Origin of the sequence: Streptomyces sp. CB02058 (genome assembly GCF_001905505.1) — a bacterium.
Lineage (GTDB): Bacteria > Actinomycetota > Actinomycetes > Streptomycetales > Streptomycetaceae > Streptomyces.
Map to the genome: position 1 here is coordinate 177,718 of NZ_LIPG01000007.1, position 21,994 is coordinate 199,711.

The following is a 21,994-nucleotide window of genomic DNA, read 5'->3' on the forward strand; positions in this document are numbered from 1 at the left end:
GTAGACCTGACGGACTCCCCCCACGTACAGGAGTGCTGATGCAGCGCAGACGGATCCTCCAGGGCGCCGCGGCGACCGCCACCGCGGCGCTCCTCCCCGCGTCGGTCCGCGCCGTGGCCGCGCCGGCGGCGGCGACCGACTTCCCGGGAGCGCAGTGGTCCCCCGCGTCGACGTCCAACTACACGGTGTCGAGCCGCCCTTCGGCGTATCCGGTCGACCGCGTCGTCATCCACGTCGCCCAGGAGACGTTCACCGAGACGATCGGCATCTTCCAGAATCCGGCCAAGCAGGTCTCGGCGCACTACGTGGTGCGGTCGGGGGACGGCCTGGTCGCGCAGTGCGTACGGGAGAAGGACGTCGGCTGGCACGCGGGGAACTGGAACTACAACACCCGCAGCATCGGCATCGAGCACGAGGGCTGGGTCGATCAGCCCTCCTACTTCACCCACGCGATGTACGAGCGGTCGGCGAGGCTGACCGCGGACATCTGTGACCGTTACGGCCTGACCAAGGACCGCGCGCACATCATCGGCCATCACGAAGTGCCGGGCAGCGACCACACCGACCCCGGGGTCAACTGGGACTGGGTGCGCTACATCCGCCTGGTCAACCTGGTCTGACGACGAGGGGCGGTGAAGGTCACGCTATCCGAGGGGAGCGGAACCTTCGCCTCCGTCCCGTTTCCGCGTCGGCACTCCGAGGTCGTGCCCGGCGCCGTCGGCCCGGCCACCCGCCTCGGGGACCTGGTCCGTCCCGGCTCCGGAAGCGTCGTCCGCCATCGGTGGCCCCATGGCGCCCCCGCCGCGCAGGCGTTCGAGGTCGGACGCGCGGACCTGGATGACGATCAGGGCGATCAGCGCGGCCACGACGGAGAAGACGGCGGCGACGATGAACGCGCTGGAGACGCCGGACGCCAGCACCTGGTCACCCCACGGTGAGGGGAGTTCGCCCGTCCTGCGGAACTCCAGCTGCTGGGCGGGCGTGGCCTCGGCGAGGAAGCTCGGTATCTGCTCCGTCGCCTCGTTGCGGCTGGTCGTGCCGAACACCGTGACGAGGATGGACAGCCCCAGCGAGCCGCCGACCTGCTGGGTGGCGTTGAGGACCCCGGACGCCGCCCCCGCCTCCCTGGGCGCCACACCGGAGACCGCCATCAGCGTCAGCGACACGAACTGCATGCCCATGCCGAAGCCGAAGACCAGTATGGGGCCGAGAATGCTGCCGAGGTAGGTGCTGTCGACGTCCGTCAGCGTGAGCCAGGCGAGCCCCGCCGCCGCCAGGACGGCACCCACCACCATGAAGGGCTTGGGTCCCCACCGGGGCAGCAGTTGCGAGGCGAGTCCGGCACTGACCGCGATGATCGCACTCACCGGCAGGAAGGCCAGCCCCGCTTGCAACGGGCTGAAGTCCAGGATGTTCTGCACGAAGAGGGTCAGGAAGAAGAACATCCCGAACATGGCGGCGGCCAGGCTCAGCATCATTCCGTAGGCGCCGGCGCGATTGCGGTCGCGGAACATGTGCAGCGGCGTGATGGGCTGCCTCGACCGGCGCTCCACGGCCAGGAAGGCGGCGAGGAAGACCACGGCACCGACGAAGGCCCCGATGGTCACGGTGTCGCTCCAGCCGTCCTCGGATGCCCGGATGAAGCCGTAGACGAGCAGCACCATGCCCAGCGTGGAGGTGAGCGCGCCGAGGAGGTCGAAGTGACCGGGGTGGCGTTCGGATTCCTTGATGTACCGGGGCGTGGCGAAGGCGATCAGCAGGCCGATGGGTACGTTGACGAAGAGCACCCACCGCCAGTCCAGCCACTCCACCAGCACTCCGCCGGCCAGCAGTCCGATCGCGCTTCCGCCCGCGGAGACCGCGGCGAACACGCCGAACGCGCGGTTGCGCGCGGGGCCTTCGTCGAAGGTCGTGGTGATGAGGGAGAGGGCGGTCGGCGAGGCGATCGCGCCGCCGACTCCCTGGAGCGCACGCGCCGCCAGCAGTTGCCAGGACTCCTGCGAGAGGCCGCCGAGCAGCGAGGCCAGGACGAAGAGCAGCACTCCGAAGATGAAGACCCTGCGGCGCCCGAGGATGTCACCCAGGCGCCCGCCGAGCAGGAGCAGCCCGCCGAAGGTGAGGGTGTAGGCGTTGATCACCCACGACAGGCTCTCGGTCGAGAAGCCGAGCGAGGTCTGGATGTGCGGCAGGGCGATGTTCACGATGGTGATGTCGAGAACCACCATCAGTTGGCACGAGGCGATGATGAGCAGCGCTATCCCGTTGCCGTGGCCCCGCTCCGGGGTTCCGGCAATGGACGCGGACTTCGCTCGGGATGCAGTCATAGCGCTACGTGCCATGCGTGTCGGCAATGAACGGAAACGTTCACTCATCGACGTTAGGTCGGAGCGGACGGCTCCGCCAATCGATCACGCGCGGCGGCGCGAACAGCACTCCCGCCTGACCCGCGAGGCCCCACCGGACAGGGGTGTCCGGCGGGACCGGGGCATGATGCGGGGGGGGGATCAGGTGAAGTTCACGTCACTGCACAGGAAGTACGTCTGGTCCATGTGCGACGCCTGCCAGATCGTGTAGACGACATGGCGGCCACTGAGTCCCGAGGTGCTCACCGGGATCTCGTAGTTCTGGCTGGGGGCGTAGCTCCCGGTCTCGGCGACCAGCTGGAGGTCGGCCCAGGTCAGGGCCTGGGTGGCGGGGTCGAAGCCCTGCCGGGTGACATACACCTTGAAATAGTCGGCGCCGTGGCTGGCCTGGTCGTACAGCTTCACCGTGAAGTCGCCGGTGATGTCCGTGGTCTTCCAGGCGCCGACGGTGTCGAGGGAGTTGTAGCGGCCGCTCTCGGCCCGGCCCCCGCTGCACAGCTGGCCGTCGGGTACGACGGCCGGGAAGTTCCCGGCGGAGCCGTTGCGGTACAGCCCGTTCCAGTTCCACATGGCGTTCGGGTCGGCCTGCCAGGCCTGCCAGCACATGGGGTCTTCCTGCGCCATGGCCGGGTTCTGGAAGTCGTCGCCCCAGCGGAGCCAGCAGCCGTAGTTGCGGGACGCCGGGTCGACGACGGAGCCGTGGGCGCTCGCGGTGCCTGTCCACGGGAGGAGACAGAGCAGGGCCGCGACGAAGACGCCGCCGAGGCGTGGCGCCCACCCGGCTAAGTTGATGCGCTCATGACAGATCATGGAATGCTCTCCGTTTCAGGGAGGTGGGGGGATCCAGTGGCGTGGGAGCGCTCCCGCGCCACTTGGGCTTTGCCCCACCCCGCTCGCCTCAAACATGTCCGCCTCGACACGGCCGGCAGCGGCGAACGGTGGGCGAGGCGGGCGTCAGTCGCGCGGGAGCAGCGTTCCGAGGGGGCCGAGGTCCAGGTTGAGGTCCTCGGGACGTACCCCGTGCTGCTCGCAGAGCTCCGCCATCCGCTGGTCGAGCATCATGAGCGTGGTCCCGATCTCGTCCACCTGGCTCTCGCTCAGATCGCCCTGGTCGATACGGCGGATGGCCTGGCGTTCCATGAGCTGGCGCAGCAGTTCCACCACGGTCAGGACGAGCGCGACCAGATCGCGCCCCAACTGGTCGGAGTCGACGTCGAGTCGTGAGGCCGTCACAGCGGGCCCCCGTCCGCCCAGGGCGCCGGGACGCGTTCGTTGACCGAGGAGAGCAGGGCGTGGAGCGACAGCCGGACGAGAGGAACGTCGGCGATCGCGATCACGAGATCACCGCTGATCACGACGCCGGTGGCCAGTACCCGGTCCAGCAGGTCGACGAGCGGCACTCCGATGGGGCCGCTCAGGGGCTCGGGGTTGTCCCAGGGCACCACTTCGCGTTGCACGTCTACACCTCGCCGACGAAGGAGTACGGCACCCAGGGCCCGGAGATCTCGATGCGGGCACCGGTATCGGCCCGAAGCGTCCTGGTCAGCTCCTCGAGCTCCGCCGTCCGGTGCGCCCTGACCAGATAGGTGGCGTTGAGCACCTGCGCACCGCCCTTCCCCGTCGGCTCCGCAGCGTGCAGCCTCAGCCTGCGCCCCGCGGCGGCGACGGTACGGAAGGAGGCGTCGACCGTCTCGGCGACCCGCAGGGCGTCCTCGTGCCGCCGTTCACGCCGCGCCTGCACCCCGCGCTTGCGCTCCAGGTAGGCGAGACCGGCTCCAGGTGCCGGTCTGACGCCGGGACCCCTGGATTCGGGCCGGTGCGCAGGGGCGACCGGTTCCGGCGCCGGGGGCTCGGCCGGGGCGTCGCTCGCGTAGACCTTCACACCCCATTCGGAGTGGCCCGCCGTGCGCTCCAGGGCCGTACGGAAGCGCTCGGTCTCGCCGAGCAACGCCTCGAGGGCGCGCTCTTCGCCGTGGTAGAGCGTGGCCAGCGGCAACGGAACGGTGGGGCAGCAGGCGGCGGCAGCCGAGACGACGTGGTGATGCGCACGCGCGTACCGTTCAAGCTCTCGCTGGTCGGCCATCCGGGCCTGCCACGCGTCCTCCGTGAAATCGGCGGCCCGCACCGTCTGGACGATCGCGGTCAGCTCTCCGAACCGCAGGGCACGCAGCTGCTCACCCGGCGCGACGCCGGGAAGGTCCGCGAACGACTCCGGGTCGGGGTCTGCGCACACCGCGAAGACGTACAGGGCGCCGGCGTCCGAAGTTTCGGGTCCGCACTCCGTCATGAGGCTCGGTTCTCCTTGCTCGTCAGCCGGCCGATGTCTCGCTGGTCTTCGACTCGAGCGCCTCCAGGCGCTCGCGCAGTTCACGGTTCTCGTCCTGGAGGGAATTGCGGGCGGCCCGGGAACTCAGCGCGGGATCGGTCTCCCACCAGTCGATCCCGGCCTTCTTCGCCGTGTCCACGGAGGCGACGAACAGGCGGAGGCGGATGGTGAGCAGCTCGATGTCGAGAAGGTCGATCTTGATGTCACCCGCGATGACGATGCCCTTGTCCAGAACCCGTTCGAGGATGTCGGCGAGGTTGGTGTTCTGCGGCCCCGGGATGGGGTACGCGTCCCGGCCGAGGTCGAGATCCGTCACCTCGATGCCCTCCGTCCTCGTCGCTTCCTGGGGGCGGTGTCCTCTTCCTCCTCCTCGGGCTCGCCGTCCTCCTCTTCTTCTTCGTCCTCGTATTCCTCGTCCTCGTACTCGGGTTCGTCGTCTTCCTCGTCCTCGTACTCGGGCTCCTCCTCGTCCTCGTACTCGTCTTCCTCCTCGGGCTCCTCTTCCTCCTCTTCCTCGGGCTCCTCTTCCTCGGGCTCGTCCTCGTACTCCGCGTCGTCCTCTTCCCCGTCCTCGGGTTCCTCGTCCGCCTCTTCGTTCTCGGCTTCCTCTTTTTCCATCGCCTCTTCGTGCGTCACGACAACTTCCCCGTCGCGGATTTCACCGCGCCAGCCCTCGGGTTCCTCGTCGGTCAGCGTGACGAACCGCTGGAAGAGTTTGAAGTCGAGTCGCATGCGGCGGCCCTGCACACGCCACAGATTGCCCGTCTTCTCGAAGAATCCTGACGGGTAGTACTCCACCACCAGAACGATCCGGGTCAGGCTCGGCGCGAGTTCGTGGAAGCTGACGCATCCGCGTGTGGAGCCCTTCGCTCCCTCGGAGGTCCACACGATGCGGTCGTCGGGCACCTGTTCCTGGACCGTGGCTTTGAAGCCGCGTGAGGACGGGCCGATCTTGACCTTCCAGTCGCTCTCCACCTCCTCCTCATCCGTCGAAACGCTCTGCACGCCCTTCGTGAAGCTGCTGAACTCGTCGTAGCGCGTCCAGTGGTCGTAGGCGGTGCGCAGGGGCACCCCGACATCGAGCACCTCGATGATGTTCATGGACTTGCCGCCGCTGGACTTGCGCTTGTTCTTCCCGCCGCCGAAAGCGTCCTTGGCCTTGTCCACGATGTTGTCCTTGACGCTGCTCGCCTTGTCCGCGACGAACGCCTTCACCGGGGATTCGCCCTGGAGGACACGGGAGCCGACCGACGCCAGTGAACCGCCGTTCTCGGCGATGTCGGTGAGCTGCCCTGTCAGCCCGGTCAGCTTGTCGCCCGCCTTCTCGGCGAGCTTCCCCGTCTGTGCGCCGAGAAAGTTCGAGAACTCCTCGCGGAGGCGGTCCACACCCGACTCTTCGGGTTCGTCTCTGTCCGTCCTGGCCATGGCTGCCTACCTCTGCCGTCCGCCGCGTCGGGACGCGGCTCGCTTCGATGACGTCGTCTTCTTGGCTGAAGCGCTCTTCCTGGCCGACGACTTCTTGGCGGGAGACGCCGACTTCTTCGCCGGAGCCGACTTCTGGGAGGGCGCCGACTTCTTGGCGGGAGCCTTGCGGGCCGTCTTCTTGGCCGGGGCCGACTTCTTCGCCGCCGCCTTCTTCGCGGGCGCCGACTTCTTGGCTGCCGACTTCTTGGCAGGCGCTTCCTTCTTCGCTGCCGACTTGTCGGCAGCGCTCTTCCTGGGGGCGGCCTTCTTGGCCGCGGCCTTCTTCGCAGGAGCCGGCTTCTCGGATGCGGCCTTCTTCGTCGCCGTCTTCTTCTCAGGCGCCTTCTTGGCGGGCGCCTTCTTGGCAGGAGCCTTCTTGGCAGGAGCCTTCTTGGCTGCCGAGGGCTTCTTCGACGGCGCCGCCTTCTTTCCAGTCCTGCGCCGGGGCTCCTCGGGCTCCTCGTCCTCGTACTCCTCCTCGGGCTCCTCTTCCTCCTCCGGTTCCTCGTCCTCGTACTCGTACTCCTCCTCGCCCTCCTCCGGTTCCTCCTCGTCGTCGTACCCCTCGTACTCCTCCTCGTCGTACTCGTCCTCGTCGGCCTCCTCCGGTTCCCCGAGGCGCGCCGTCCTCTCGCTGAGGGCATCGGCCAGGGAGTTCATGCCCCGGTCCGCCGCAGCCGTCAGCGCCTTCCTGCCGGAGTCGAGTACTTCGCCCTTCAACTGGTCCTGAAGTTCGGCGAACTGTGGCATCTCGCCCAGTCGGCGCATCCCTTCGGCGGCGAGCTGGCGAGGTTCGAGGCCGAAGCGCCTGCCGGCCAGGTAAGTGGCGACGGAGAGTGCGAGACGGCCCTTCTTCGTGCGGCCGAGCACGTATCCGCCCACCACGGCGGCTGCGAGCGTGACCTTTGTCTGTTCTTCCATGAGTGAGTCACCTTCGATGGTTCGGCGCGGGGCGGACCCGGGCGGCATGAAGCCGGTCGAGCAGCTCCTCCTCTTCCCGTTCGAACTCCTCCAGGCCGATGTGGCCGTCCTCGAGTTCCAGGTTCAGCGCGGCGAGCCGGGCCCTGATCACCTGCGGGTCGTTGAATTCGCGTTCGGCCGCGTCGTTCACCTTCTCCGCGACCCAGGCCACGCCACGCACCGGTGCGAGCGGCAGCAGGAGCAGGCCGGTGAACAGTCCCATGTCAGGCCCCTGCGACCGGGGTCCGGAGCGGGCGCGAGGAGACGAAGCTGTAGCAGGGCAGCGGTCCCGCGACCCGGAGCTCCACGTGGTCGCGATGGTCGTCGGCGAACCGCTGCGCCGCGGCCCTGAAGGTGTCGCTCTCGCTCCGGTCGACGAGGAACGACACGTTGAGCGCGCAGCCGTGGACCTCGGGCCCGGCGGCCACTGCGCGAGCCATCGGGGTGAGCTTGTGGAGGATCTTCCTCCCGGCGTCGGCAGCCCGGCGAGACAACGCGGTGGCGACGGCCTCCCCCAGCCGGACGTTCTCCTCGTAGCCGGGGCGCCTGCGGACCGCCTCACGCAGCCGGCGTACGTCCTTCTCCTGCTCGACCACGGCCGCGAGCGCGTCCTGGGCGGGGAGCGCCTTGAGGTTGATCTCGACGCCCCCGTCCAGGTGCCTCAGCGTGGCGAGGTGCTCCGCCCGCGACCCGGCCAGCTGGGCGCGCACCGAGTCCTCGTCCGGTGCGACGGCCCCGAACCTCATGGGCAGCACAGGACCGCCGTCCGAGAGCCGAAGCAGTACGTCCTGATGTGCCATCAGGTCACGTCGCCTGGCCCGCAGTTGTGGTGGGGCGTCGCTCACGACCGCAGTGAGCTTGCCGTCCCTCACCAGCCTCAGCTCGGCCGGGGGGCTGCCCACGCCGGCCGTACCCGCCGGGAGCACGGCCGCCGCCGGGACGATCGCGTAGACGTACACGCCGTTCTGTGTCACGGCTCACGCCTCCGCGCGTCGGCGCCGCTGGGATCCCTCGCGTGCGGGGGCCCTCCGCTTCTTGGGCCGCTCCTCCCGCTCCTCGCCGTCCTCGTCGTCGTCGCCGCCCACCGCCTTGCGCACGGTGTCGCCGACCGACTCCGCGGCCTTGCGTACCTTGCGCTTGCCGATGGACTTGGCGGCGCGTCCTCCGAGCAGCTCGGGAATGGTCGTGCTTCCGGAGTCACGCTCCAGGTCGAGCCTGTTGCACGCCTCGGCGAAGCGGAGGTAGGTGTCCACACTCGCCACGACGATGCGCGCGTCTATCTTGAGGATCTCGATCCCGACCAGCGACACCCTGACGAACACGTCGATGACCATGCCCCGGTCGAGAATGAGTTCCAGGACGTCGTAGAGCGTCCCGGCCCGGGGCGGGCAGGGGGCGACTTCGTCGGCGTACATGGTCGTGGTCATGGAGCGTCCTTCCGGGTGGGGGGCGAATCGGGTCACTCACTCGTCGGCGGAGCCCCGCCGGTAGCGGCGGACCCTGCTGTACTCCATGAGTTCGCCCCGCTCGTCGATCTGGACCTCGTAGGAGGCCAGCAGGCTCGTCGTGTCGGGGATGCGGGGCACTTCGAGGACATCGACGACGACGCACCAGCCGTCGTCCTTGCGCCGCACGGCCGACACCCCTTCCGCGGGGTGACAGATCAGACGTTCCAGGCTCTCGCAGGCGGCGCGGGCGGCATGTTCGGGACCGCGTCGGGACGCGGTGCGGGATGCCGTCTTCTTCGCTGTCTGCCCGGAGCGGGCGCGACGATTCTCTGCCATGGATTCCAGTCTGGTCAGGAACCGGCCGGGCGCATCTCGAAGGCTGGGCGGGGCCTGTGGGCACTCACCCTTTCGGCGTTCCGGCGGGACGCGTCGTGCGGGAGGCGTGCACAGTCGTAGGCATGAGTGAGACCCGTGAACCGAGTGGGCCCGACGAGGAACACGTACGGCCGTCCGGGGTCGGCGACACGACCGTCGAGGCCCTCGGGGTGCTGACGGAGGCGCTGGAGAAGGTGGAGCGGGCCCGGGGCCAGCTCTACGGGTTCCATCAGCTCACGGGCGGCGCGGACCTGACGCTCGACCGGGCGGTGGAGCTGCTCCGGATGGGGGGCCACGCGGAGCAGGCCGATCTCGTGGAGCGGGAGATCCTGGGCCGCAACGTCGTTCCCGGCTGCTGGACCTTCCAGCTCGTCGAGGCGTACGACGACACCTACTACCGGCCGTTCGTCGCGGTCGAGGAGCGGGTGCGCCAGGAGCTCGCCGGCGGGCGCAGGCACCTGTACGAGGCGGAGATGAAAGAGGCCCGCCGCACGCACGGGCACCCCCAGCACACGGCCCGGCCCTGACCATGGATCCGGTCGACGCGCTGCGCCGGATCGCGTTCCTGCTGGAGCGGTCCCAGGCGGCCACCTACCGGGTGAAGGCCTTCCGCACGGCGGCCGGCGCGATCGGCTCGATGGACGGTGAGGAGCTCGCCGATCGGGTGACGCACGGCTCGCTCGAGGCGGTGCGCGGAATCGGGCCGAAGACGGCCGCGGTGATCCGCGAGGCGGTGGAGGGCGAGACGCCCGCGTACCTCGCACGGCTGGAGGCGGAGTCCTCCAGCCCACTGGCGACCGGCGGCGAGAAGCTCCTCGCGGCGCTGCGCGGTGACTGCCATCTCCACTCCGACTGGTCCGACGGTGGCAGCCCCATCGAGGAGATGGGCCGTACGGCGGCCGAGCTGGGCCACGAGTGGGCGGTGCTCACCGACCACTCCCCCCGGCTGACGGTCGCGAACGGGCTGTCGACCGAGCGTCTGCTGCGGCAGCTGTCCGTCGTGGCGGAGCTCAACGAGCGGTGGGCGCCCTTCCGTCTGCTCACGGGCATCGAGTGCGACATCCTCGACGACGGCTCGCTCGACCAGGATCCCGAAGTGCTGGAGCGCCTCGACGTGGTGGTCGTCTCCGTGCACTCGAAGCTGCGCATGGACGCCGCGGCGATGACCCGGCGGATGCTCGCGGCCGTACGCGATCCGCACGCGGACATCCTCGGGCACTGCACCGGGCGGCTCGTCGGCGCGAAGAAGCGGCCCGAGTCCGTGTTCGACGCCGAGCGGGTCTTCGCCGCCTGTGCCGAGTCGGGCACCGCCGTCGAGATCAACTGCCGCCCCGAGCGGCTCGACCCGCCGCGTGGCCTGCTCCGGCAGGCGGTCGCGTCGGGAGCGCTGCTCTCCATCGACACCGATGCCCATGCGCCCGGCCAGCTGGACTGGCAGGCCTACGGCTGCGCGCGGGCCGAGGAGTGCGGTGTGCCCGCCGAGCGCGTCGTCACGAACTGGCCGGTGGATCGGCTGCTGGGCTGGGCGGGTGACAACAAGCGCGGGTAGCTGCCGGGCGGACGGGCAGCCATGGGCCGGTGGTCCGGGGCGGACCGGTGCGCACGGGCCGGTCCGGGAGGTCCGGCGTACAGTCGATCGGGGTTGTCCAGATGGCTCCGGCTCGGACCGGAGCAGGAGGAAGCTCATGTCCGGTCAATGCACAGGCCCTCTGCTGCCGCAGGCACGCGGTGCGCTCTCCGAGGGTGTGATCGCCTACCTTCGGGGCGCCGGCCCGCTGCCAGGTCCCGGCGACGCGGCGACCGCCGAACCGTACGGCGACGATCTGCAGCTCGCCCTGTACGTCTGCTACGAGCTGCACTATCGCGGCTTCGCCGGCGTCCGCCCCGAGCTGGAGTGGGATCCGCCCCTGCTCGCGGTGCGCGCCGCCCTGGAGGACCGCTTCCTGACGGCTCTGCGGCGCGATGCCGCACCCGCGGCGGGCCTGGACGATGTCCTGGACGGCCTCCTGGTGGAACCGGTCCACGGGACCGGGCTCTCCTGGTTCCTCCAGGACGAGGGCGAGCTCCGCCATCTGCGTGACTACGCGGTGCAGCGCTCCCTCTACCACCTCAAGGAGGCCGACCCGCACGCCTGGGTGCTGCCCCGCCTCCATGGGCGGGCGAAGGCGGGCATGGCGGCGATCGAGTACGACGAGTTCGGCGCGGGGCGCGCGGACCGCGTCCACGCCCAGCTGTTCGCGGACCTGATGGGCGAACTGGGTCTGGACGCGACGTACGGCCGCTATCTGGACGAGGGCCGCGCGCCGATGCTGGCCCTGGTCAATCTGATGTCCCTGTTCGGCCTGCACCGGGGGCTGCGCGGTGCGCTGGTGGGTCATTTCGCGGCGGTCGAGATCACCTCCTCACCCGCCTCACGGCGTCTCGCCAACGCCATGAAGCGCACCGGCGCCGGGCCCGCCGCCGAGTTCTTCTACACCGAGCACGTCGTGGCCGACGCGGTGCACGAGCAGGTGGTACGCCGTGACGTGATCGGGGGGCTGCTCGACGACGAACCGGATCTGTCGGCCGACATCGCTTTCGGCGTCACCGCCACCTCGCATCTGGAGGACCGGCTCGGGGACCACCTGCTCGCCCACTGGCAGGTCTGACCCACACCCACCCTGGCCCGCGCCCCCGAAGGGAGCCGCAGATGTCCGCAGACATGGCCGAGGACACCCCCGCCGCCCGTCTCATGACGCTTCCGGGGGTGTACGCGCCCCAGCACGACACACGCCTGCTCATGGCCGCGCTGGACCGGGAGGCCATCGGCCCGGGCGCCGAGGTCCTGGATCTCGGTACGGGCAGCGGCGCGCTGGCCCTGCACGCCGCCCGGCTGGGCGCGCGGGTGACGGCCGTCGACATCGCGTGGCGGGCCGTGATGACGGCCCGGCTGAACGCGCTGCTCTCCCGTCGGCGCATCACGGTGCAGCGCAGCGATCTCCTCTCCGCGCTGCCCGGCCGGTCGTACGACCTGGTGATCTGCAATCCTCCCTATGTGCCGTCGCCCGTGGGCCGGCTGCCGGAGCGCGGCGCGTCGCGTGCCTGGGAGGCGGGGCGCGACGGCCGGGCGGTCCTCGACCGGGTCTGCCGGGCCGCGCCTGCCGCTCTGCGTCCCGGGGGCCGTCTCCTGTTGGTGCACTCCGGCCTCTGCGACAGCGAGGTGACCTTGCGGCACCTGGCGGACGTCGGCCTGCGGGCCCGCGTCAGTGACCGCGTCCAGGTGCCCATGGGGCCGGTGCTGCGGTCGAGGCTGCGGTGGCTGCGGGACACGGGGCTGGTGGACCACGGCGAGACGACGGAGGAGCTGGTGGTCATCCGTGCCGAACACCCCTGAGCGCCCGTGCAGGATCACCCTCGGCGACGAGGGTCCTCTGCTCGTCGAGGGACCGGTGGAGGTCGTCTGCGCGGACGGCCGTGTGGCCGTCTCCGACCGGTTCGTGGTGGCCGTCTGCATGTGCAGGCGCAGCAGGACCTACCCGTGGTGCGACACCAGCCACCGGCGCCGTGAGCGGCCCGGCCGCGGTAAGGACTGACCGGCTCACTCGTCGGGCCGGAAACGCGTGGGCGTCGCCCCGCGCAGCCGGCGGGACATCGCCCGCAGCCGGGGGTGGCGCTCGTGCACCTCGGCCGAGCGGCGGTCGAGCTCCTCGGCGAGGCGCTCCGTGCGCTTGTCGATGTCGAGTTCGTCGAGGATGCGGTCGATCTCGGCGAGCAGGGCGCCGTGCAGCTGCCACTGCCGGGGGTGTTCCTGCACCCCCGCGAGCAGCAGGTCGGCCACGTGGTCACGTGTGGCGCGACTGCGGGCGAGCGCGTCGGCGAGGCGGTCCTCGGCCTCCTCGCCGCTTTCGGCCATCGGCGTGGTGATCATCACCGCGAAGCCCTCGATGGCCTCGGACATGTTCCGGAACAGTTCCCTGAGGCCTCTGGCCACGTCGTCCGGGAAGAGTGCCTCTCCGGTGCGCGCCTTGGCCAGGTCGGTCAGCGAGCGGGTCAGGACACGCAGCACCACCGCGCAGATCTCCAGCGTGTCGAGCCCGGTCCGCAGCACGACGCGGTGCAGCATCCCCTGGCGCACCCGGGGGTTGAGCATCGTGCTCTCCTCGGCCTGCCGGAGTGAGGCGTCGACCTCCACGATGTCGTGGTCGAGCCGCCGGGCCTCGTGCAGCCGGGCGGCCGCCTCCCGTACGGGGTGGGTGCCGCCGATCTCGTCGCCCAGGTCGCGGAACATCGTGCCCATCCGCTCCCCCAGGCCGCCGATGGACGCGCTGCCGGACTCGACCCAGACGGGCGGTGCGAACAGGAGGTTGAAGAGCAGGCCGACCCCCGCGCCGATGAGGGTCTCCAGCACCCGTTCCCAGGCGTAGTCGGCGACCTGCGAGACGCCGAGGACCAGCATCGCGCTGATGGCCACCTCCGGCACGAACTCGTTGACCCGGACCACCCGCCCGATCAGCAGGGAGGTGAAGATGGTCAGTCCGAGGCTCCACCAGCTCAGGCCGACCAGGGCGCTGAATCCGCCGGCGATCAGGACCCCGACGACGACGGCGTTGACGCGCCGGATGCCGGTGGTGAGCGTGGCGTAGAGGGTCACCTGCACCACGAGCAGCGCGGTCAGGGGCGCGGTGAGGGGCGCCGGGTGCGGGGCGGGCAGGACCAGCTGGGCCACCGCGAAGGCGATGACGGCCGCCGCGGTCGAGCGCAGCGTCTGGGTCGCGGCCGGCTCGGTGGTGCGCTGGACGAGTTTGACGACGGGCGCGGGCGTGGAAACTGCAGGCATTCCTTCACGGTGCCCGGAACCCGCACCGCGCAGCGCTTCAAAGGCCCGGCGGACTCCGTACGGACGTACGCGTGCGCCCATCGGCCAGCCCGCGCGGCTCCGGCGGTACAGGGGGATGGTGGAGGTATGGCTATCTCACTGACACCCCCGGGAGAGACACCTCCCGCCGAGGGCTCCATAAGCGAGGCACACGTCGAACGCCCCGACGGCGGTATCTGGGAGCACCCCGCCCTGTGGGCGGCCGTGGTGCTGCTGGGCTCGCTCGTCGTCGCGGGCTACTTCATCGCACGCATCTTCGGCTTCACATGAGTGCACGCCGGACGATGGACGCGTTGCTGGAGAAGCACGGAACGACATACGCGGCCGAGGCCGGTATCCGGCTGCGGGACACCCCCCAGCCTCTGTACCAACTGCTCGTGCTGAGTGACCTGCTGAGCGCCCGCATCCGGGCGGGCGTGGCGGTGGCCTCGGCCCGCGCGCTCTTCTCCCATCGGCTGCGCACCCCGCGCCGGATGGCCGACGCCACCTGGCAGGAGCGAGTCGACGCGCTGGGCGAGGGCGGCTATCGGCGGTACGACGAACGGACCGCGACGCAGCTGGGGGACGGGGCCCGGCTGCTGCTCGACGCGTACGGCGGGGATCTGCGGCGCCTGCGCGGGGAGGCCGACGGCGATCCGGACGCGTTGCGCACGGGGCTGCGGCGCTTTCCCGGGATAGGGCCCGCCGGCGCCGACATCTTCCTTCGCGAGGTCCAGACGGTATGGCCGGAGACGGCGCCCTGCCTGGACGCGAAGGCACTCCAGGGCGCACGGCGGCTCGGCCTGCCGGGCAATGCCGGGAAGCTGGCACGGCTCGCGGACGGCCGGGACCCCGCGGTGCTCGCCGCCGCTCTCGTGCGGGCGTCGCTGGACAAGGGCTGAACGGAGGGCTCAGCCCGTCGGCCGCCGCTTGCCCGGCTTGACGGAGCGGCCTTCGACGAGGGCCCGCCTGATCTGTGCGGCGGTGGCCCGGGCGTGGTCCGAGGTGGCCGTTCGGTCGGCCACGGACGTGACGAAGCGGTGGGTGGGGCGTAGGCACTGGCCGCACGGGGTGTCGGTGGTGATCAGATAGCCGTCCTCGCACTGGGGATCCGCGCAGCGGCTGGGCCCCACCAGCGCCTCGGCGATCTCCTGCGGTGCCCAGCGGCGCCGGCCGTCCTCGTCCTTCTCGTGCAGGGCGTGGGACCAGCGGACGTTCCACCGGCGCTCGACCCGTTCCAGGAGCTGGTTGGGCGTGCGCCGGGAGAGTTCCTGGTGGATCAGATCGTGGACCGTACGGGGGTGGCGGTGGCCGAGCGCCTGGACCAGCGGTTGCGGAAGCGCCTGGAGGATGTAGGCGACCGGGTCGCCGCCGGCCCGCTCGCGCCACTTGCGGCACGGGCAGGGACCCTCCGGAGGCAGCCGGCGCTGGCACCGGCCGCACTGGCCACGGCATTCCGCGCAGAGACCGTCGTCGAGCCCGTCCAGGTGCGGGGCCGGAGCCCGCCCGCAGTCACGGCAGCAGGCGGCGCAGGGGCCGCAGAGCTTTTCGTCGCCGAGTCTCGTCGTCCACTGCCGCTGCTGGCACCGGCAGCACAGGGCGTTGTTGCAGTACTCGTGGTGTGCGGCGCCCGACTGCCGTCCGGGGGGCGGAAATGACATTGCTGCGTTCTCCAGGTACGTGGCCGGGCGGTCGGGTCCGAGCCATGCCGGCGAAGCGCGCGCAGGGGCCCGCGTACGACGGTAACGCCCCGTACGGGACCCGTGCGGCACTCCGCCACGATCGGGTGGACATTCTCCCACCTGGAGAGGTGGCGCGGTCAGGGCCGCAGGTCACTCACGACGTTCGCGGTGGCGGTGATCCCCTCGTGGATGGTGGGAGCCATGCTCGTACCCGCGAGGAGGAAACCCAGCAGGGCGCAGACGATCGCGTGCGAGAGCTTGAGTCCGCCGTTGCGCAGGAAGATCGCTGCGAGGATCAGCAGAAGCAGCACCACTGAGATCGAAATGGCCATGGCCAACCTCCTCCGCCGCGCCGGAATTGCGGCATTCGGCCGCCAGTGTGACGCAGCGGAGGGGCCGTTCGGCGCACTGGCGTGTCGGCCGAACGGGTAGTGACGCACGGTGACCGGGTCCGCGGTCAGCGGCCGTCCTCGCGGCGGCGCAGGAAGGCTTCGAGTCCCGCGAGGTCGTCCGTGTTGAGGTGGTCGACGCCCGCGGCGAGGAGCTCGGCCCATACGGCATCACGCTGCGGGCCGGCGATGTCGGGGGTGCCCCAGAAGCGGACCCGCTGGCCCGCGGCATGGGCGGCCGAGACGAAGGTGTGCAGCCTGTCGCGTTCGGCCGTGGGGAAGGGGCCAGTGCCCAGCCAGCTGAAGGCCTGGGTCCAGTTGCCGCTGATGAGCGGGATGAAGGAGGCGGGGGCCGCGCTGCCGAGGTCGTCGGGGCGGCCGTCGTAGAAGGCGTACCGGGTGGTCTGTGCCTCCATGGGGACGCGGGCGGCACGGTCGCCCGAGATGACGGGGGTGACCGCGCCGGAGCGGACCCGGCCGCGGTCGTAGCGGGTGAGGATCGGCCGGTAGCGCCGGAGCAGCTGGTCGAGCGCGAGATAGGCGGCAGCTCCGTCGGTCTTGATGTCGATCAGCAGTTGCAGCGGCGCGCGGTGTCCGGCGTGGACCGATCCGTGGTGGGCGCGCACCCGGGCCAGCAGGGGGTCGAGGTAGAGCGAGACCAGGGTGCGTGCGGGGTCGAGGGTCTCGGGCTCGTGGGCGACGAGCAGTTCGCCGTCCACGAGGAAGATGTCCGCCTCGACGCTGGTGAATCCGTGTGCGAGTGCGTCGTGGAGGGGACGCGCGTGCAGGTAGTCGTTGTGCGCGTGGGCCCGGGCCAGGGGGCGAGGGCCGGCGGGCCGCACGGTGGCAGGCGCGGCGGTGGCTGCCTGGGCGGGGATGAACGCGCATGCGGCGGCGGTGGCGAGGGCGGTGGTGACGACTCTGCGACGGGTCAGGTGTGCCATGGGGTCTCCTGAAGCGGTGGGGCGGGCAGAGCGGGTGGACGGACGCGACGAGTATGGGGGCGCGGACGCGCCGAAAGGCAGGTACCTGCCAAGAGTTGGCGTCACCGTCGTCCGTCCGTCGGCTGCGCTGCGCCTGGAGTTCCCCGTGCACACCGCCCCCGGCACAGGGCGGACACGCGTCAGGGCGGGGGCACGCGCCCCCGCCCTGACGGTCCGCCGCCGGCCGGATCTACGGAGCGGGAAGCTCCACGAGCCCGGCGATCGTCTCGCGGTGGCGCCCCGCCGTGCCGTACGCGATCGAGTCGGCCTTGGCCCGCTTCAGATAGAGGTGGGCGGGGTGCTCCCAGGTCATGCCGATCCCGCCGTGCAGCTGGACGCACTCCTCCGCCGCGTGCACCGCGACCCTGGAGCAGTACGCCTGGGCCACGGCCACCGCGAGCGGCGCGTCCGGGCTGCCGGTCGCCAGAGCGTCCGCCGCGTTGCGGGCGGCGGCTCGCGCGGAGACGACCTCCAGCCAGAGCTGGGCCATCCGGTGCTTGAGCGACTGGAAGGAGCCCACCGGCCGGTTGAACTGGTGGCGTTCGCGGGTGTGCCTCACGGTCTCGGTCAGGCACCACTCGGCGAGCCCGAGCTGCTCGGAGGCGAGCAGTCCCGCACCGGCGAGCAGGCCCCGCGCGACGGCCTCGGCCGCGGGCCCGGCCCCGGCGAGAAGGGTTCCGGTCGCCCCGTCGAGGGTGACCTCCGCGAGCGGACGGGTGAGGTCCAGCGGGACCAGCGGCTGGACGGTGACTCCCTCGCCGCCGGTCTCCACCGCGTACAGGCCGTCCGATGCGGGCACGAGCAGCACGTCGGCCACGGCCGCCTCGGCGACCCCGGTCACGGTCCTGTCGAGGGTCCCGGTGAACGCCGCTGCCGCGTCGGCCGCCGGTGCGGCGAAGGGCAGGGCGAGGACGGCGATCTTGCGGCCCGCGGCCAGCTCGCCGAGGAGATCCGCGACCGGGCCGTCCCCCGCGCCGAGCGCGAGGAGGATCTCGGTGGCGACGACGGAACTCGTCAGGTAGGGCGCGGGGGCGACGCTGCGCCCCAGCTCCTCCAGGACGACCGCGGCCTCGCGGTGGCCGGCACCCTGGCCGCCGAGCTTCTCCGGCACCAGCAGTCCCGCCGCCCCGATCCCAGTCGCGAGCGACTCCCACAAGCGCAGGTCGTACGGTGTGTCGGACTCGATCCCCGCGATGACCGTCGGCGCGTCGGCCCGGTCGGCGAGCAGCGAGCGCACGGCGGACCTGAGGTCCTCCTCGGTCTCCGAGTAGAGCAGGTCGGGTGCGGCTTCGGGCTGTGCGGTCATCGGGCGAGATCCTTCCAGGCGACGTCCTTGTCGTTACGCGGCTCGACGGGCAGACCGAGGACGCGCTCGGCGACGATGTTGAGCAGCACCTCGCTCGTACCGCCCTCGATGGAGTTGCCCTTGGACCGCAGGTAGCGGTAACCGGCGTCGCGTCCGGTGAAGTCGACGAGCTCGGGGCGGCGCATCGTCCAGTCGCTGTACAACAGGCCTTCGTCGCCGAGGAGTTCGACTTCGAGGCCGCTGATCTCCTGGTTGAGGCGGGCGAACGCGAGCTTCATGCCGGAGCCTTCGGGGCCGGGCTGCCCCGCGACGAGCTGCTGGCGCAGCCGCTCGCCGGTGAGCCGGGCGACCTCGGCCTCGACCCAGAGCGTGAGCAGCCGCTGGTGGAGGTCGTGGGTGCGCAGCGCGGGCTGTTCGCGCCAGGTCTTCGCGACGGTGCCGATCATGCCGCCCTCACGGGGGATGCGGGCTCCGCCGATCGAGACGCGCTCGTTCATCAGGGTGGTCTGGGCGACCTTCCAGCCGTCGCCGACCGGGCCGAGCCGCCTGCTGTCCGGGATGCGTACGCCGGTGAGGAAGACCTCGTTGAACTCGGCCTCGCCGGTGATCTGGCGCAGCGGCCGGACCTCGACGCCCGGGTCGCTCATGTCACAGATGAAGTAGCTGATGCCGCGGTGCTTGGGGACGTCCGGGTCGGTGCGGGCGATGAGGATCGCCCAGCGGGCCACGTGCGCGCTGGACGTCCAGACCTTCTGCCCGTCGACCACCCAGTCGTCGCCGTCCCTCACGGCACGCGTGCCCAGTGCGGCGAGGTCGGAGCCCGCGCCGGGCTCGCTGAAGAGCTGGCACCACACCTCGTCGCCCACCCAGAGCGGGCGCAGGAAGCGCTGCTTCTGCTCGTCGGTGCCGTATCCCAGGATGGTCGGGGCCGCCATGCCGAGACCGATGCCGATGCGGCGCGGGTCGTTGTCGGGGGCTCCGGCGGCCGCGAGTTCGGCGTCGACGACGGGCTGGAGGGAGCGCGGCGCGTCCAGGCCGCCGAGCCCCGCCGGGTAGTGCACCCAGGCGAGCCCGGCGTCGAAGCGCGCCTCGAGGAAGTCGCTGCGGCCGGTCGTGGCCGGCGGGTGGGCGGCCAGCAGCTCCTGGGTGAGCTCGCGGATCTTCGCCGCGTCGAGGGCGGTGCTCATCGGGTTCCTCCTGACGGCAGGACGACGATCCGGCCCGTGCTGGTGCCGTCGGCGACCTTCTGGACGGCGCGCGCGGCATCGGCCATGGGCACGCGTTCGCTGATCAGCGGCTTGATGACGCCCTGCGCCGCGAGCTTGGTGAGCTCGTCGTGGCAGGCGCGCACGGCGGCCGGGTCCTTGGTGTTGTAGAGGCCCCAGTGGAGCCCGGCGATCGAGTAGTTCTTCACCAGGGCGTGGTTGAGACCCGGCGTGGGGATCGTGCCGCTCGCGAAACCGACGACGACCACGCGGCCCTCGAAGGCGATGCACTTGACGGACTTGGCGTAGGCGTCTCCGCCGACCGGGTCGTAGACGACGTCCGCGCCCCGTCCGCCGGTGGCCTCCTTGACCACCGCGACGATGTCCGCGCTCCGGCGGTCGATGACCAGGTCGCATCCCAGCTCACGGGCGATCGCGGCCTTCTCGGGGCCTCCGGCGACTCCGATGACGGTGGCGCCCGCGGCCTTGCCGAGCTGGACCGCCGCGCTGCCGACGCCGCCCGCAGCCGCGTGCACCAGGAGCGTCTCCCCGGCCTGGAGGTGGGCGCGCCGGTGCAGGCCGAACCAGCCGGTCTGGTAACCGATGTGGAGTGCGGCGGCCTCGGCGTCGTCCAGCGCGTCCGGAGCCGGAAGGAGCGCCGCTTCGTCCGCGACGACGTACTCGGCGAGGCCGCCGCCGGGGAGGGCGGGGGTGGCGAGCACCCGGCGTCCGTCCTCCGTCACGCCGCAGATCTCGACGCCGGGGGTGAACGGCAGCGGGGGCCTCACCTGGTACTGGCCCCGGCAGAGCAGCGCGTCGGGGAAGTTGATGTTCGCCGCGCGTACCTCGAGCAGCACCTGCCCGTCGCCGGGGGTGGGCCGGTCCGTCTCTTCGAGCTCCATCACCTCGCTCGGCTCACCGTTCCGGTGCACTCGCCATGCCTGCATGAGGGGCCTCCACAACACTGTCGGCATTACCACTGCTCCGGCGCATACTAAGCGGTCGCTTGCCCGTCTGGGAACACCTCGCGCCCGTCGGCTCCGGAGCGATCAGGAACGCTTCGGCTTGGCCCTCACATGCATCCGCTCCCCCTGCGGCCCGAACAGGCTCAGGAACTCGACCGGCTCCTCACCGGCGGGACCGAACGCATGGGGCAGCCGGGTGTCGAATTCGGCGGCCTCGCCGGGCACCAGCACCAGGTCGTGCTCGGCGAGCCTGAGCCGCAGGCGGCCGCTGAGGACGTACAGCCACTCGTATCCCTCGTGGGTGCGCTGCTCGGTCTCGTCGGAGCACGGGGCGGTCTGGATGACCTTGTACGCCTGGAGTCCGCCCGGCCTGGCGGAGAGCGGCAGGGACGTCTTCGTACCGTGCACGATCGGTTTGGCCTTGACGCGCGGGTCGCCCACCGGGGGCGCGCCCACGAGGTCGTCGAGCGGCACCTCGTGGGCCCGGGCGATGGGGAGCAGCAGTTCGAGACTGGGGCGCCTGCCGCCGGATTCCAGACGGGACAGCGTGGAGACGGAGATGCCGGTGGCCTCGGAGAGTCCGGCGAGCGTCACCCCCCGGTCCTTGCGCAGCCGCCGCAGCCGGGGCCCGACGCCGGTCAGTACGGCGTCGAGCTCGGGGTCGTCCTGTTTCTGTTCCTTCATGGAGCCCATTGCAGAATCAGCAAACCGATGTGTCAATCCGGACCCGGTCGCGACACCACGCAACGCACGGCGCGGCGCCTTCCCCGGTCAGCGGGGGAACACCTCGAAGGCGACGGCCGGGCGGCCTCCGAAGCGTTCGGTGGCCGACCCGGTGGCACCCGTCAGGAACGTACGGCAGTACGCCTCCGGGTCCTCGTCCGTCAGCACCTCGATATAGGTGCGGTGGGCCAGCAGCGAGTGGACCGCCCGCTCGAACCCCGGTGTCGCGTCGACCGCGTGGGTGGGCCGGTCGGTTCCCGCCACCGCGACCCAGCGCACTCCGTCCCAGGGTTCGAGGCCGAGTTCCGGGAAGATCCAGCGGTTGCCCGCGTCGCCCGCCGCGTCCAGGACGGCCCGGCCGACGGCGCGGTGGTCGGGGGTGTTCCAGGCCACGCCGCCCCAGGTGTCACGGTGGTTGAGGGTGATGACCAGCTCGGGACGGTGCCGGCGCATCGCGGCGGCGATGTCGCGGCGCAGCGCCGTGCCGTACTCGATCACGCCGTCGCGGTGGTCGAGGAACTCCACGGCCGAGACGCCCACGGCCGCGGCGCTCGCTCGCTGCTCCCGTTCCCGCAGCGGGGCGCACTCCTGCGGGGCGATGGTGTCGATCCCCGCCTCACCCCGGCTCGCCAGGAGGTAGGTGACCTCACGTCCCGCGTCGGTCCATCCGGCCACGGCCGCCGCGCAGCCGTACTCCAGGTCGTCGGGGTGGGCGACCACCGCCAGCGCCCGCTGCCAGTCGGTGGGCATGGGTTCCAGCTGCTCTGTCATACCCGGCAGGCTATCCAGGGAAGGGGGACGGACACGTGCATTGCGGAAGCGGTTCGGGGCAGGGAGGGAGGAGTCGCTCCGGCCGGGGACACCGCGGGCGAGCCAGCCCCACGTGGCATTTATACCCCTGGGGGTATGATGAACGTCCGGGGCCGCCGGGGTGAGCAGGACCCCGGGCCGCCCCGCCCCGGCGACCGAAA

Annotated in this window: 29 protein-coding genes; 8 read left to right on the top strand and 21 right to left on the bottom strand. The window is 71.2% G+C overall.

Annotated elements, in window-relative coordinates; translation table 11 throughout:
* Positions 1-38 precede the first annotated feature (38 nt).
* Complete coding sequence (locus AMK10_RS31660) at positions 39-620, top strand: N-acetylmuramoyl-L-alanine amidase (RefSeq protein ID WP_073752291.1); 582 nt, start codon at positions 39-41, stop codon at positions 618-620.
* Positions 621-644: 24 nt separating this feature from the next.
* On the opposite strand, the gene AMK10_RS31665 is transcribed toward AMK10_RS31660, so the two are convergent.
* The 12 genes from AMK10_RS31665 to AMK10_RS31720 all read right to left on the bottom strand — a co-directional run bounded on the left by AMK10_RS31665 (position 645) and on the right by AMK10_RS31720 (position 8,897).
* Positions 645-2,324, bottom strand: coding sequence for an MFS transporter (locus AMK10_RS31665; RefSeq protein ID WP_079180945.1), 1,680 nt, complete (start codon positions 2,322-2,324; stop codon positions 645-647).
* A 180-nt stretch (positions 2,325-2,504) separates the two neighbouring features.
* On the bottom strand, positions 2,505-3,173 hold the full coding sequence (locus tag AMK10_RS31670) for a lytic polysaccharide monooxygenase auxiliary activity family 9 protein (RefSeq protein ID WP_073752298.1): 669 nt from the start codon (positions 3,171-3,173) through the stop codon (positions 2,505-2,507).
* A gap of 144 nt (positions 3,174-3,317) precedes the next feature.
* Positions 3,318-3,596: a gas vesicle protein K gene (locus AMK10_RS31675; protein WP_073752300.1), complete on the bottom strand. Its 279-nt coding sequence runs from the start codon at positions 3,594-3,596 to the stop codon at positions 3,318-3,320.
* Positions 3,593-3,820 carry a gas vesicle protein gene (locus AMK10_RS31680; protein WP_073752302.1) on the bottom strand — a complete coding sequence of 76 codons (228 nt, stop codon included), beginning with the start codon at positions 3,818-3,820 and terminating at the stop codon, positions 3,593-3,595. Before AMK10_RS31680 ends, AMK10_RS31675 begins: the two co-directional genes overlap by 4 nt.
* A gap of 2 nt (positions 3,821-3,822) precedes the next feature.
* Complete coding sequence (locus AMK10_RS31685; RefSeq protein WP_073752304.1) at positions 3,823-4,650, bottom strand: GvpL/GvpF family gas vesicle protein; 828 nt, start codon at positions 4,648-4,650, stop codon at positions 3,823-3,825.
* A gap of 22 nt (positions 4,651-4,672) precedes the next feature.
* Positions 4,673-5,005: a gas vesicle protein gene (locus AMK10_RS31690; protein WP_073752306.1), complete on the bottom strand. Its 333-nt coding sequence runs from the start codon at positions 5,003-5,005 to the stop codon at positions 4,673-4,675.
* Complete coding sequence (locus tag AMK10_RS31695) at positions 5,002-6,114, bottom strand: SRPBCC family protein (protein ID WP_073752308.1); 1,113 nt, start codon at positions 6,112-6,114, stop codon at positions 5,002-5,004. The genes AMK10_RS31690 and AMK10_RS31695 overlap by 4 nt, the downstream gene beginning before the upstream one ends.
* Before the next feature lie 6 nt (positions 6,115-6,120).
* Positions 6,121-7,074 (bottom strand): histone protein, encoded by a 954-nt coding sequence (locus tag AMK10_RS31700; RefSeq protein WP_073752310.1) that lies wholly within the window; start codon positions 7,072-7,074, stop codon positions 6,121-6,123.
* Between the two features lie 7 nt (positions 7,075-7,081).
* Complete coding sequence (locus AMK10_RS31705) at positions 7,082-7,336, bottom strand: gas vesicle protein GvpG (RefSeq protein WP_073752312.1); 255 nt, start codon at positions 7,334-7,336, stop codon at positions 7,082-7,084.
* Position 7,337: 1 nt separating this feature from the next.
* Positions 7,338-8,087, bottom strand: a complete 750-nt coding sequence (locus tag AMK10_RS31710; protein ID WP_073752314.1) for a GvpL/GvpF family gas vesicle protein — start codon at positions 8,085-8,087, stop codon at positions 7,338-7,340.
* Positions 8,088-8,090: 3 nt separating this feature from the next.
* Positions 8,091-8,540 carry a gas vesicle protein GvpJ gene (gvpJ, locus tag AMK10_RS31715; RefSeq protein WP_073752317.1) on the bottom strand — a complete coding sequence of 150 codons (450 nt, stop codon included), beginning with the start codon at positions 8,538-8,540 and terminating at the stop codon, positions 8,091-8,093.
* 36 nt (positions 8,541-8,576) lie between these two features.
* Positions 8,577-8,897, bottom strand: coding sequence for a gas vesicle protein GvpO (locus AMK10_RS31720; protein WP_073752320.1), 321 nt, complete (start codon positions 8,895-8,897; stop codon positions 8,577-8,579).
* Between the two features lie 122 nt (positions 8,898-9,019).
* On the opposite strand from AMK10_RS31720, the gene AMK10_RS31725 reads away from it, so the two are divergent.
* From AMK10_RS31725 to AMK10_RS31745, 5 genes are all read left to right on the top strand, one after another.
* Positions 9,020-9,463 carry a hypothetical protein gene (locus tag AMK10_RS31725; RefSeq protein WP_073752322.1) on the top strand — a complete coding sequence of 148 codons (444 nt, stop codon included), beginning with the start codon at positions 9,020-9,022 and terminating at the stop codon, positions 9,461-9,463.
* A 2-nt stretch (positions 9,464-9,465) separates the two neighbouring features.
* A complete protein-coding gene (locus AMK10_RS31730; protein WP_073752324.1) occupies positions 9,466-10,485 on the top strand; it encodes a PHP domain-containing protein in 1,020 nt (339 codons plus the stop codon).
* 136 nt (positions 10,486-10,621) lie between these two features.
* Positions 10,622-11,584, top strand: coding sequence for an iron-containing redox enzyme family protein (locus AMK10_RS31735; RefSeq protein WP_073752326.1), 963 nt, complete (start codon positions 10,622-10,624; stop codon positions 11,582-11,584).
* Positions 11,585-11,625: 41 nt separating this feature from the next.
* Complete coding sequence (locus AMK10_RS31740) at positions 11,626-12,309, top strand: HemK2/MTQ2 family protein methyltransferase (protein ID WP_073752328.1); 684 nt, start codon at positions 11,626-11,628, stop codon at positions 12,307-12,309.
* Complete coding sequence (locus AMK10_RS31745; RefSeq protein ID WP_073752330.1) at positions 12,293-12,508, top strand: CDGSH iron-sulfur domain-containing protein; 216 nt, start codon at positions 12,293-12,295, stop codon at positions 12,506-12,508. Before AMK10_RS31740 ends, AMK10_RS31745 begins: the two co-directional genes overlap by 17 nt.
* Before the next feature lie 5 nt (positions 12,509-12,513).
* Here AMK10_RS31745 and AMK10_RS31750 read toward each other — a convergent pair whose 3' ends face one another.
* Positions 12,514-13,752, bottom strand: a complete 1,239-nt coding sequence (locus AMK10_RS31750; RefSeq protein WP_073752332.1) for an FUSC family protein — start codon at positions 13,750-13,752, stop codon at positions 12,514-12,516.
* A gap of 126 nt (positions 13,753-13,878) precedes the next feature.
* Here AMK10_RS31750 and AMK10_RS31755 point away from each other — a divergent pair, with 126 nt between their 5' ends.
* Entirely contained in the window at positions 13,879-14,061 is a 183-nt protein-coding gene (locus tag AMK10_RS31755) for a DUF6480 family protein (RefSeq protein WP_073752334.1), read from the top strand.
* On the top strand, positions 14,058-14,672 hold the full coding sequence (locus AMK10_RS31760) for an endonuclease (RefSeq protein ID WP_073752336.1): 615 nt from the start codon (positions 14,058-14,060) through the stop codon (positions 14,670-14,672). Before AMK10_RS31755 ends, AMK10_RS31760 begins: the two co-directional genes overlap by 4 nt.
* A 9-nt stretch (positions 14,673-14,681) precedes the next feature.
* On the opposite strand, the gene AMK10_RS31765 is transcribed toward AMK10_RS31760, so the two are convergent.
* The 8 genes from AMK10_RS31765 to AMK10_RS31800 all read right to left on the bottom strand — a co-directional run bounded on the left by AMK10_RS31765 (position 14,682) and on the right by AMK10_RS31800 (position 21,794).
* A complete protein-coding gene (locus tag AMK10_RS31765) occupies positions 14,682-15,431 on the bottom strand; it encodes a hypothetical protein (protein WP_073752338.1) in 750 nt (249 codons plus the stop codon).
* A gap of 158 nt (positions 15,432-15,589) precedes the next feature.
* The gene (locus AMK10_RS31770) at positions 15,590-15,784 is read right to left on the bottom strand and encodes a hypothetical protein (RefSeq protein ID WP_073752340.1); all 195 of its coding nucleotides are present in this window, start codon (positions 15,782-15,784) and stop codon (positions 15,590-15,592) included.
* A gap of 125 nt (positions 15,785-15,909) precedes the next feature.
* Positions 15,910-16,785, bottom strand: a complete 876-nt coding sequence (locus AMK10_RS31775) for a phosphatidylinositol-specific phospholipase C/glycerophosphodiester phosphodiesterase family protein (RefSeq protein ID WP_073752342.1) — start codon at positions 16,783-16,785, stop codon at positions 15,910-15,912.
* Between the two features lie 229 nt (positions 16,786-17,014).
* Positions 17,015-18,130, bottom strand: a complete 1,116-nt coding sequence (locus tag AMK10_RS31780) for an acyl-CoA dehydrogenase family protein (protein ID WP_073752344.1) — start codon at positions 18,128-18,130, stop codon at positions 17,015-17,017.
* Entirely contained in the window at positions 18,127-19,317 is a 1,191-nt protein-coding gene (locus AMK10_RS31785; RefSeq protein WP_073752346.1) for an acyl-CoA dehydrogenase family protein, read from the bottom strand. The genes AMK10_RS31780 and AMK10_RS31785 overlap by 4 nt, the downstream gene beginning before the upstream one ends.
* The gene (locus AMK10_RS31790) at positions 19,314-20,282 is read right to left on the bottom strand and encodes an NADPH:quinone oxidoreductase family protein (RefSeq protein ID WP_073752348.1); all 969 of its coding nucleotides are present in this window, start codon (positions 20,280-20,282) and stop codon (positions 19,314-19,316) included. Before AMK10_RS31790 ends, AMK10_RS31785 begins: the two co-directional genes overlap by 4 nt.
* A 102-nt stretch (positions 20,283-20,384) precedes the next feature.
* Positions 20,385-20,984 (bottom strand): helix-turn-helix domain-containing protein, encoded by a 600-nt coding sequence (locus AMK10_RS31795; protein ID WP_073752900.1) that lies wholly within the window; start codon positions 20,982-20,984, stop codon positions 20,385-20,387.
* A gap of 87 nt (positions 20,985-21,071) precedes the next feature.
* Positions 21,072-21,794: a PIG-L deacetylase family protein gene (locus AMK10_RS31800; RefSeq protein WP_073752350.1), complete on the bottom strand. Its 723-nt coding sequence runs from the start codon at positions 21,792-21,794 to the stop codon at positions 21,072-21,074.
* Positions 21,795-21,994 lie beyond the last annotated feature (200 nt).